Below are 10,925 nucleotides of genomic sequence, written 5' to 3'. Positions count from 1 at the left end.
CCTCCATTGAATTTGCATACTTAGTATGCGAATTCAGGAGGTGTTTTTTTCATGTGCCACTATTCGGGTTCACTTCAAAATGAAGGGTTTTTTACGTGTGTAGGACAGCTTGTAAAGGTTGTACTTGTTTTGATGATTCTTTTCTTTTTGGAAGTGGCTGTTCAGGTGTTTCATTCAATTCCATTGCAACTTTTTTCCCGTCTACGAAAGCTAACAATACAGCACCTACAACTTCTAATAATTTTTTCATCATGTATCCGCTCCTTTGTTTCATTTCTTGTCTTCATTGTATATGGAAGTGGCTGGACAAACTATCGAACGAGATGACAATACCATTACATTGTTGTAATAGAAGAAGTGGTGTAATGTAAGGTGTATTTTGTTATAAAAAAAATAGTACAGATATACAAAGAGAGAGTGTAACAGTTTTGAAAATATAGTATACTGAAAATACAACACATGAAGAATTTAGGGAAAAGAAAGTATGGTGAAACCATTTGGCTACCAAGCATAACCAAATTTTAGAACATATTAATAGCCTGCCAGTAGGGCATAAAATTTCTGTAAGGCAAATTGCAAAAGATTTGAGTGTAAGTGAAGGTACAGCTTATCGTGCAATTAAAGATGCAGAAAATAAAGGGTATGTTAGTACGATTGAACGTGTCGGAACAATTCGAATTGAACAAAAGAAGAAAGAAAATATTGAAAAGCTGACATATGCAGAAGTCGTTAACATTGTCGATGGTCAAGTACTTGGAGGCAGAGAAGGACTACATAAAACGTTAAATAAATTCGTAATCGGAGCAATGAAATTAGAAGCGATGATGCGCTATACAGAAGCTGGAAACTTACTTATTGTCGGTAATCGTACGAACGCACATCAATTAGCGTTAGAAACCGGAGCTGCGGTGTTAATTACGGGCGGATTTGATACGGAAGATCATGTGAAGAAATTAGCAGATGAATTAAAACTGCCGATTATTTCAAGTAGTTACGATACATTTACAGTTGCAACGTTAATTAACCGTGCGATTTACGATCAGCTTATTAAGAAAGAAATTGTACTCGTTGAAGATATTTTAACGCCAATCGAAGAAACGTTATATTTAAAGCCAGATGATACAGTGCAGCAATGGCATGCGTATAACGAAGAGACGATGCACGGAAGATATCCGATTGTTGATGAAAATAAAAAGGTGTTAGGTATTGTAACTTCAAAAGATATGATCGGTGTAGCGAAAGAAACACCAATTGATAAAGTGATGACAAAGCATCCGATTACGGTAAATGGAAAAATGTCTGTCGCAGCTGCGGCGCGTATGATGGTGTGGGAAGGTATTGAGTTACTTCCAGTTGTTGATGAAGGAAATAAGTTGCAAGGTATTATTAGCCGTCAAGATGTACTTCAGGCGTTGCAAATGATTCAGCGTCAACCGCAAGTCGGTGAAACAATCGATGATATTGTAACGAATCAATTTATGACGCCGAAAGAAGCGAAAAATGAGCATCTATATCAATTTTCAGTGACACCGCAAATGACGAATTCAATCGGAACGCTATCTTACGGTGTATTCGCAACGATTGTGACAGAAGCAACGAATCGCGTTATTCGTGCGCAAAAGAAGAGCGATTTAATTGTTGAGAACTTAACAATTTATTTCGTAAAACCAGTTCAAATTGACAATGTTGTATCGGTTCATCCAAAAGTATTAGAAATTGGACGTAAATTTGGTAAGGTTGATGTAGAAGTACATCATGAAGGTAATGTTGTTGGGAAAGCATTGCTTATGGTGCAATTGATCGATAAATAAAAAGATGGAGCAAGCCGCTTTGGTTTGTTCCATTTTTTTTAAGAAGGTATAGTAGAGCTTTTTAAAATTTAGTTATCAACTGAATCTATTATGTTTTGAATTGCAAAAGAAAAAGGTAAATTACGTTCTGTTTCATATTTATAAATAGAAGCGTGCAATCATTTGAAGATGCTTGAACAATAATTGTGGAGGTGTCGAATGGGAGTAATAATTCTCTTTTTAGGGGTAGTATTTGCAATAACTTTTCATGTGTTAAAACATCGAAGAATGGATATAAAGAAAAAGAAATTGTATGTAGTAAGTTTGATTTTCGCTATTGTTTGTTCCTTTATCTCTACAGCTGGAGAAAATAAGGGCGATTTTCTATACTTTGGTGTACCAGCTGAAACATTTGTTTATTATGGTGGATGGGAAATATCTTTTAATCCATTAGGCTTTTTCTTTAACTTTATTTTGTTTTATTGGATTTTGAAGCTGTTATTTAAGCTGCGTAAGAGTTTGGGTAGTGAAGTGCAAAAATAGCAGTATATGTTGGAGACTTTAGCTAATCTATATCAGGTTAGAGAATTGGTTGTTAGTCGATAGAAAAGCTTACACTACTAATTATTAAAGGGAAACTATGCTGCACTATATGTACTAGGGGGGAGAAGAATGGATTTTCACATTAAAGAGCAGTTATGTAAGCAATATAATTTAAATAGTCTTATGAAAGTTTCATTGTTGCATGGGGGAGAAAATCAAACATATATGTTCGAATCGGACAAAAATAAATTTGTAGTTAGGCAGTATAGAGAAGGACGTTATACAGCCGAGCAAATAGAAGCTGAAATACATTGGTTAATAGCGATACAAAAACAAATGTTAGTACCAGAAATAGTTGTAAATAAAGATGGTGACTGGATCACACCTGTTATGAAAGATGAGGGAAGTATCCAGTATTTTGTTGTCTTTAGGTTTATAAATGGAAGTGAAATTATAGAACCAAAGGATAAAGATTATGAAAAACTTGGATCACTCATGCGAATGTTTCATGAAAAAGCAAATGGAGTACTTAAAAGTGTGCCGCAAACTTGGAGGGGTTATGAAAGACCTATATATAGCGAGAAAAAGATGATTCATGAGCCTTTACAATGTTTATTACATGCTTCTTTTTTATCTTATGAGGATAAAAATAAATGCTTGAGAATTGCAGAAAGAATACAAGAACTTACAAACTCAATTCAATTGGGAGAAAAACAATTTGTTCACGGAGATATGCATTTTGGAAATATTCTTGTAGACAAAGAGGATTGGTATTTACTCGATTTTGATGAATGTGGATTTGGGTATAAAGAGTTTGATATTGGTGTTCCTAGATTGCATTTAATTGCTTCTGGACAGTTAGAAGAGGCATGGGGGAACTTCATGATGGGATATGGGGGAAATATTTCGGAAGCAGCCATTCGACTTGGAACTGCTTTAAGAATCTTTTATATGGCAGGGAAAATACCATTAAGACTTGATATTGAACCTATTAAAAAGAATCCTGATTATTTCATTCGCCGATATATTCAGTATGCGGAAGAGGAGTTATACAGTAAGACAATTGTCTGATAAAAAAACAGAATATTAATTCATTTGGATTCTAGACTATGTTATAATTCAATTGTAAGAAAATGGATTTCTGAAAGGTGGTATGCATGATGTCATCAACAGTACTCTTTTTTGGTAGTATCGCACTATTTTACTTCCTTGTAATGATACCGATTCAATATTTATACTTACAAGGTTTACATGAAAAAAAGAAAAAAACAGGATTATCTCAGCGAGAACTATACGAAAAAATGTCTTTTGGGGAAGAACAATTACATCTTCATGTGCAAGGCAACCCATTTAATATACCATCTGCGTTTGTCGCATATATGATTTTGAAAGTTAGAGGACGTAAAAAAGCATCACAATGTTGATGCTTTTTTACGTTGCTTCATAGACTTCGGCTTCTTCAACTGCTAATGGTAAGAAATGTTTGTATTGGCGAAATCCATTAAAGGCACTTGCACTGCCAAATAGAACGAATAAGATACCAACGATAATACGAGCGGTTGAAAGTTCTAAAAAGAATTGGTTTATCCCGAAGAATAAGACGAATGAACCGAGTGCCATTGCGGATTTTCCTGAGAGCCAACCTTTCTCCATTGGGCGGTTTGTACGAAAGTATTTTGTTTTGTAGAAGAGGTACAACATAAATGAGACGATAATACAGAAGACTAATACTGGCATCATGCACACTCCCATCGCTTTATGAAAAGATAGTAGAGAAAAAAGAAATATCTAAACTTTCTAATTTTTATTATAAAGCAATTGTTCGCATGTATGAAATACTTTCCGTTATAATGGAGGATAAAGTGAGATTTTCATTAGTGTGGGGATGTTTCCGCGCTAATGATTAGCCCACATTCATTGGGCTTTTACTGCACGTTAAAGTGAAGAAGTTGAATAAAAAGGAGATTATACATATGCATGAGCAAATTTTAGGAGCAATTAAAGAGTTTGATACAATTATTATTCATCGTCATGTGCGTCCGGATCCAGATGCGTTAGGTTCACAGGGCGGTCTTAGTACAATTCTACAAGAATCGTTTCCAAAGAAAAATATTTATACGGTTGGGTACAATGAACCGTCATTAGCATATTTACGAGTAATGGATGATATTGAAGATAGTGTATACGAAAATGCGCTCGTTATCGTTTGTGATACAGCAAACCAAGAACGTGTTGACGATCAACGCTATACAAAAGGGAAGATGTTAATCAAAATTGATCATCATCCAAATGAAGATCCATACGGAGACATTACGTGGGTAGATACGACAGCAAGTTCTACAAGTGAAATGATTTATGAGTTTTATAATTATGGAAAAGATAAAGGATTAAAAATAACAAAAGAAGCAGCTCGTCTTATTTTAGCGGGTATTGTTGGGGATACAGGTCGTTTCTTATTCCCGAATACAACAGCAAAAACACTTCGTTACGTAAGTGAGCTTGTTGACATGGGTGTGAAATTCACAGATTTATACAATGAAATGTATAAGACAAAAGAAAAAATCGCTCGTTTAAACGGTTATATTTTACAAAACTTTACGATGGTAGAAGAAGGAGCAGCTTACATTAAATTAACGAAAGAAGTATTAGAAGAATTTGATGTACTTCCTTCTGAGGCATCCGGCGTTGTTGGAGCACTTGGTAATATTGATGGATTAAAGGCATGGGTTCTATTTTTAGAGGAAGACGATGTGATTCGTGTTCGCCTTCGTTCAAAAGGACCAGTTATAAATAAATTAGCAATGCAATATAACGGCGGAGGGCATCCGATGGCTTCTGGTGCAAAAGCATCTTCTTGGGAGGAAGCGGATCGTCTATTTGCTGATTTACGTGAGATTTGTAAATAAGAAATTATATGTTAGAACGAAAAGAAGGAGTGGTGCTAAAGCCCTCCTTCTTTATTTTTCTTTCTCTATCGTAATGCTAATTTCCAGCACGGTATCAAAGGATATTGTATCGACTTTAAACCGGTATAGCCGATCGTAATGTTTGTACGTTTTGTTTTCGATTACCTTTTTGAGTAGGTCTTTATTTTTTGCGATACTTTGTATGTTTTTCGTTAAAAGATGCTGGAGGTCATTATGGATAGAAGTAGTCATGTTTTCAATTGTAAGGTTGTCTAAATCGTATTTTTCTCGATTTATAAGTTTTATTTTAATCTCTTGAATGGTTAAGAGCCGTTTATTTTCAGTATTTAATTTTTCTTGATCTTCGAGAAGGACGTGGAGTTTTGCTTCTTGTTTTTCTATAATTTCTCTTTGTTCTGCTATTTTACTAGCTTGTTCTTCTTGAAAAACACCGTATATGTACAAAAAAATAAACCAGCTCAATACACCCCCAACAGCAGCCCCAGCTAAAACTAAATACCATCTTTTTGCTGTATTGGCACTTGGTACTCTCATACATGCTCCTGCGTTAGCCATTTAATAATAATAAGACCAGTTTGCATACCACCTGTTGCGAAAAAAATAAGGAGAATTTGTTTTACGATATCTTTCATATCCCCGCCAAAGAAACTTCTTTCAAAACTATAAAAAGTATCAAATGTTCCGCCGATCGCTGCAACGAGTGCCCAAATTCTTAAATTTTGAGCGAATTGATTAATGTAAGTGAGGGTTGGTTTTCCGATAAGAAATGCACCAAATCCACCAATTAATGAACCACCAAGTATAACCCCAAAGGCAATAAAATAACTAATAATAAGCAGAGAGAAAAAAGTGTGTTCTCTTACATCCATCGTCATTCCCCTTTCTTCTTCATATATATGGACAAAGTATAAGAAGTATGTTTTGATTTCCTCTTTCCTCTTCACCTATAATAAAAGTAGTCAAATAGGTAAAGAGAGGGTACAACAGTGAAGTTTGTGCATTTACAATGTCAAACCGTTTTTAGTTTATTAAAAAGTGCTTGTAAAATTGATGAACTTGTAGTTAGGGCGAAAGAGCTCGGTTATTCATCACTAGCTATTACGGATGAAAATGTTATGTATGGCGTTATTCCGTTTTATAAAGCATGTAAGAAACATGGTATACATCCTATTATCGGCTTAACAGCTTCTATTTTTAGTGAAGAAGAAGAAAAGTCTTATCCGCTTGTCTTACTTGCTGAAAATGAAATAGGTTATCAAAATTTATTAAAGATTTCTAGTAGCATTATGACGAAGTCAAAAGAAGGTATTCCTAAGAAATGGCTTGCACATTATGCGAAAGGATTAATTGCTATTTCACCAGGTAAAGATGGGGAAATCGAACAATTATTATTAGAAGACAAAGAGAGTCAAGCTGAAGAAGTAGCTCGTATGTATCAAAATATGTTCGGCAGTTTTTATATGAGTTTACAGCATCATGCGATTCAAGATGAACTGCTTCTGCAAGAAAAATTACCTGCATTTATGAATAGGATAAATATTCCGGTTGTAGCGACGAACGATGTACGCTACATCAATCAAAGTGACGCACTTGTTCATGAATGTTTATTATCTGTTGAAAGTGGAACGAAAATGACGGATCCTGATAGGCCGAGGCTGAAAACAGATCAATATTATTTAAAATCATCAGATGAAATGGAAGCCCTATTTTCTCACGTAGAAGAAGCGATTTATAACACAGTAGAAATTGCAGAACGTTGTAGAGTAGAAATACCGTTTCATGTAAATCAATTACCGAAATTCCCTGTTCCATCTAACGAGACGAATGATATGTATTTGCGCCGCGTTTGTGAAGAAGGATTACAAAAACGTTATGGTACGCCGAAAGAAGTACATATAAAGCGTTTGAATCATGAATTAAACGTGATTTCTAGCATGGGATTTAGTGATTATTTCCTCATTGTCTGGGATTTTATGAAGTACGCGCATGAAAATCATATTTTAACAGGACCAGGTCGTGGATCAGCGGCTGGCTCACTCGTTTCTTACGTATTAGAAATTACAGATATTGATCCAATTGAATACGATCTATTATTTGAAAGGTTTTTAAACCCAGAGCGTGTGACACTTCCAGATATTGATATTGATTTTCCGGATATAAGACGTGATGAGATGATTCGATATGTGAAGGATAAATATGGTCAGCTTCGTGTTGCGCAAATTGTAACGTTTGGGACGCTGGCAGCGAAAGCGGCAATTAGAGATATTGCGCGTGTAATGGGTCTTCCGCCGCGAGATATCGACATATTCTCAAAACTTATCCCATCAAAGCTTGGTATAACGTTAAAAGATGCATATGAGGAATCGCAATCACTCCGTGAGTTTATACAAGGAAACCTTTTGCATGAACGTGTATTTGAAATTGCAAAACGTGTAGAAGGCTTACCGCGTCATACGTCTATTCATGCAGCTGGCGTTATTATGAGCCAAGAGCCATTAACCGGAAGTGTTGCAATTCAAGAAGGGCATAACGATGTGTATGTTACGCAATACCCAGCTGATGCATTAGAAGAACTTGGGTTGCTCAAGATGGACTTTTTAGGATTACGTAATTTAACGTTACTTGAAAATATTATAAAGTTTATCGTGCAAAAAACAGGAAAAGAAATTGATATAAGAAATTTACCACTTCAAGATGAAAAGACATTCCAATTGTTAGGTAGAGGGGATACAACAGGTGTATTCCAGCTTGAATCAGGTGGTATGCGAAATGTACTTCGCGGGTTAAAGCCGAATGAATTTGAAGATATTGTTGCTGTTAACTCGTTATATAGACCAGGACCGATGGAACAAATTCCAACCTTTATTGAATCAAAACACGGAAAAAGACAAATTGAATATTTACATCCGGACTTAAAGCCGATTTTAGAAAGAACATACGGTGTAATTGTATACCAAGAACAAATTATGCAAATCGCGTCGAAGTTGGCGGGTTTCTCGCTCGGAGAAGCCGATTTATTACGCCGTGCAGTGAGTAAAAAAAATCGTGATATTTTAGATCAGGAACGTAAGCATTTTGTGCAAGGGTGTTTACAAAATGGTTATGACGAGACATCTGCAGAGAAAATTTATGATTTAATTGTAAGATTTGCAAATTACGGATTTAACCGAAGTCACGCTGTAGCCTACAGTATGATTGGATATCAGCTTGCTTACTTAAAAGCGAATTATACGCTGGAATTTATGACGGCACTATTATCGAGTGCAATTGGAAATGAAGATAAGATTGTGCAGTATATACGCGAAACGAAGCGAAAAGGTTTTCATGTTTTGCCGCCGTCTCTTCAGAAAAGTGGTTACAATTTCCAAATAGAAGGAAATGCAATACGTTACAGCTTACTTTCCATTCGAAACATCGGAATGGCTACAGTGACAGCATTAATCGAAGAACGAGAGAAAAAAATGTTTGAAGATTTATTTGAATTTTGTCTGCGCATGCCATCAAAGTTTGTAACAGAGCGAAATTTAGAGGCGTTCGTCTGGTCTGGGTGTTTTGACGATTTCGGTGTTTCGAGAACGAATTTATGGAAAAGTCTTAAAGGAGCGTTAGAGTATGCCAATCTTGCACGTGATTTAGGAGATGCTGTTCCGAAATCAAAATACGTACAAGGAGAAGAGCTCTCTTTTATTGAACAGTTAAATAAAGAGAAGGAAGTACTAGGTTTTTATTTATCAAGCTATCCGACAGCGCAGTATGTGAAGTTAGCGAAAGAATTAGAAATTCCAACTCTCGCTCAGGCGATGCGACATAAGAAAAAAGTACAAAGAGCTATCGTGTACATAACAAGCGTGAGAGTGATTCGTACGAAAAAGTTGCAAAAGATGGCATTTATTACATTTTGTGATCAAAATGATGAAATGGAAGCAGTTCTTTTCCCCGAAACGTATATACATTTCTCAGATAAGTTACAAGAAGGAGCAATTGTTTTAGTTGACGGCATGATTGAGCTTAGAAATCATAAGCTGCAATGGATTGTAAATGGACTATATCCGTTAGAAGAAATGGATGTGTATGAAGAAAAGAAAGATGCATCTGTTTACGTGAAATTGCCATCTCAATATGAGAAAAAGCTTTTAAATCAGGTTACTAAAATATTGTTTGACTATTCGGGTTTTGCGAAAGTACTAATTTATTATGAAAAGGAACATAAAATGGTACAATTATCACGAAGTTTATCGATTCATCCAAGTGAAGAATGTTTAGGAGCACTTCGTGAAATTGTCGGGGAAGAAAATGTGGTTGTGAAAATATAATGGACAATTTCCCTACACTTCGATTATTATAGTAGTAGTGTTCGTGGTCAGACCACTTGGAGAAATTGATATCAGCAAGAATAATTTGAGGAGAGTGGATAGTTTGTCAACACTTCGTGAAGAAGCACTTCACATGCATAAAGTGCATCAAGGAAAATTAGAAACTGTATCAAAAGTAAAAGTAGAAAATGCAAAAGATTTAAGTCTTGCATATTCTCCAGGGGTTGCAGAACCTTGTAAAGAAATTTATGACGATAAAAGTAAGGTATATGAATATACAATGAAGGGAAATATGGTAGCAGTTGTGACAGATGGAACGGCTGTACTTGGTCTTGGTAACATCGGACCTGAAGCATCTCTTCCAGTAATGGAAGGTAAAGCTGTATTATTCAAGAGCTTTGCTGGTGTAGATGCATTCCCAATTGCCTTAAATACAAACGATGTAGATAAAATTGTTGAAACTGTAAAATTAATGGAGCCAACTTTTGGCGGCGTTAACTTAGAGGATATCGCAGCACCAAACTGCTTCATTATTGAAGAACGTTTGAAAAAAGAAACAAATATTCCTATCTTCCATGATGATCAACACGGAACAGCTATCGTAACAGTAGCGGGTCTTGTGAACGCGCTAAAACTAGTTGGAAAGAAAATGTCTGACATTAAAGTTGTCGCAAATGGCGCAGGTGCAGCAGGTATTGCAATTATTAAACTTTTATATCGCTATGGCGTACGCGACATTATTATGTGTGACCGTAAAGGGGCAATCTATGATGGTCGTCCTACAGGTATGAATCCGGTGAAGGATGAAGTGGCAAAATATACAAATAAGAATCGTATCGAAGGTTCTTTAGCTGATGTTGTACAAGGTGCGGACGTATTCATTGGTGTATCTGCAGAAGGTGCATTAACAGAAGAGATGGTTCGTACAATGAATGACGATGCAATTATTTTTGCAATGGCGAATCCAGTTCCAGAAATTATGCCAGAATTGGCAAAAGCAGCGGGCGCAGCTGTTGTTGGAACGGGTCGTTCTGACTTCGCAAACCAAGTAAATAATGTACTAGCGTTCCCTGGTATTTTCCGCGGTGCACTTGACGTACATGCGACACAAATTAACGAAGAAATGAAGATGGCAGCTGTACAAGCTATTGCTGAGCTTGTAGCAGAAGATGAGTTAAATGCAGACTATATCATTCCAGCACCGTTTGACGCGCGTGTAGCGCCTCAAGTAGCAGCTTACGTTGCAAAAGCTGCAATGGAGACAGGAGTAGCTCGCCGTCAAGTAGATCCAAATGAAGTTGCTGAGAAAACAAAACAATTAGCGCTGATTGGTAAAGAATAAGTGAGGAATT

General features: G+C 36.1%; 11 protein-coding genes. 7 read left to right on the top strand and 4 right to left on the bottom strand.

Going from position 1 to position 10,925, the window contains the following annotated elements; translation table 11 throughout:
* Window positions 1–91 precede the first annotated feature (91 nt).
* A complete protein-coding gene (locus tag PDQ33_RS10995; RefSeq protein ID WP_000976310.1) occupies window positions 92–253 on the bottom strand; it encodes a hypothetical protein in 162 nt (53 codons plus the stop codon).
* A gap of 244 nt (window positions 254–497) precedes the next feature.
* Here PDQ33_RS10995 and PDQ33_RS10990 point away from each other — a divergent pair, with 244 nt between their 5' ends.
* From PDQ33_RS10990 to PDQ33_RS10975, 4 genes are all read left to right on the top strand, one after another.
* Entirely contained in the window at window positions 498–1,811 is a 1,314-nt protein-coding gene (locus PDQ33_RS10990) for a CBS domain-containing protein (RefSeq protein ID WP_000201583.1), read from the top strand.
* 198 nt (window positions 1,812–2,009) lie between these two features.
* Window positions 2,010–2,333, top strand: a complete 324-nt coding sequence (locus tag PDQ33_RS10985; protein WP_061132065.1) for a hypothetical protein — start codon at window positions 2,010–2,012, stop codon at window positions 2,331–2,333.
* A 129-nt stretch (window positions 2,334–2,462) separates the two neighbouring features.
* The gene (locus PDQ33_RS10980; RefSeq protein WP_270755613.1) at window positions 2,463–3,404 is read left to right on the top strand and encodes a phosphotransferase enzyme family protein; all 942 of its coding nucleotides are present in this window, start codon (window positions 2,463–2,465) and stop codon (window positions 3,402–3,404) included.
* 89 nt (window positions 3,405–3,493) lie between these two features.
* On the top strand, window positions 3,494–3,757 hold the full coding sequence (locus PDQ33_RS10975) for a DUF3949 domain-containing protein (protein ID WP_000099739.1): 264 nt from the start codon (window positions 3,494–3,496) through the stop codon (window positions 3,755–3,757).
* Between the two features lie 7 nt (window positions 3,758–3,764).
* On the opposite strand, the gene PDQ33_RS10970 is transcribed toward PDQ33_RS10975, so the two are convergent.
* On the bottom strand, window positions 3,765–4,070 hold the full coding sequence (locus tag PDQ33_RS10970; protein WP_044790633.1) for a YtpI family protein: 306 nt from the start codon (window positions 4,068–4,070) through the stop codon (window positions 3,765–3,767).
* Window positions 4,071–4,306: 236 nt separating this feature from the next.
* Between PDQ33_RS10970 and PDQ33_RS10965 the strand changes: the two genes are divergently transcribed.
* A complete protein-coding gene (locus PDQ33_RS10965) occupies window positions 4,307–5,239 on the top strand; it encodes a DHH family phosphoesterase (RefSeq protein ID WP_061132067.1) in 933 nt (310 codons plus the stop codon).
* 51 nt (window positions 5,240–5,290) lie between these two features.
* Here the strand turns inward: PDQ33_RS10965 and ytrI are convergent, their stop codons facing one another.
* Window positions 5,291–5,794, bottom strand: coding sequence for a sporulation membrane protein YtrI (gene ytrI, locus PDQ33_RS10960; RefSeq protein WP_001265735.1), 504 nt, complete (start codon window positions 5,792–5,794; stop codon window positions 5,291–5,293).
* Entirely contained in the window at window positions 5,791–6,204 is a 414-nt protein-coding gene (locus PDQ33_RS10955; RefSeq protein WP_001998397.1) for a YtrH family sporulation protein, read from the bottom strand. Before PDQ33_RS10955 ends, ytrI begins: the two co-directional genes overlap by 4 nt.
* A gap of 42 nt (window positions 6,205–6,246) precedes the next feature.
* Here PDQ33_RS10955 and dnaE point away from each other — a divergent pair, with 42 nt between their 5' ends.
* Complete coding sequence (dnaE, locus tag PDQ33_RS10950) at window positions 6,247–9,573, top strand: DNA polymerase III subunit alpha (RefSeq protein WP_061132068.1); 3,327 nt, start codon at window positions 6,247–6,249, stop codon at window positions 9,571–9,573.
* Window positions 9,574–9,706: 133 nt separating this feature from the next.
* A complete protein-coding gene (locus PDQ33_RS10945) occupies window positions 9,707–10,915 on the top strand; it encodes an NAD(P)-dependent malic enzyme (protein WP_001970845.1) in 1,209 nt (402 codons plus the stop codon).
* The last annotated feature ends 10 nt before the right edge of the window (window positions 10,916–10,925 follow it).

The sequence above is a fragment of the Bacillus cereus group sp. Bc031 genome, assembly GCF_027716265.1.
Classification (GTDB): domain Bacteria; phylum Bacillota; class Bacilli; order Bacillales; family Bacillaceae_G; genus Bacillus_A; species Bacillus_A paranthracis.
The sequence above is the reverse complement of the archived record's forward strand: the minus strand, read 5'-3'. Positions and strand labels throughout refer to the sequence as shown.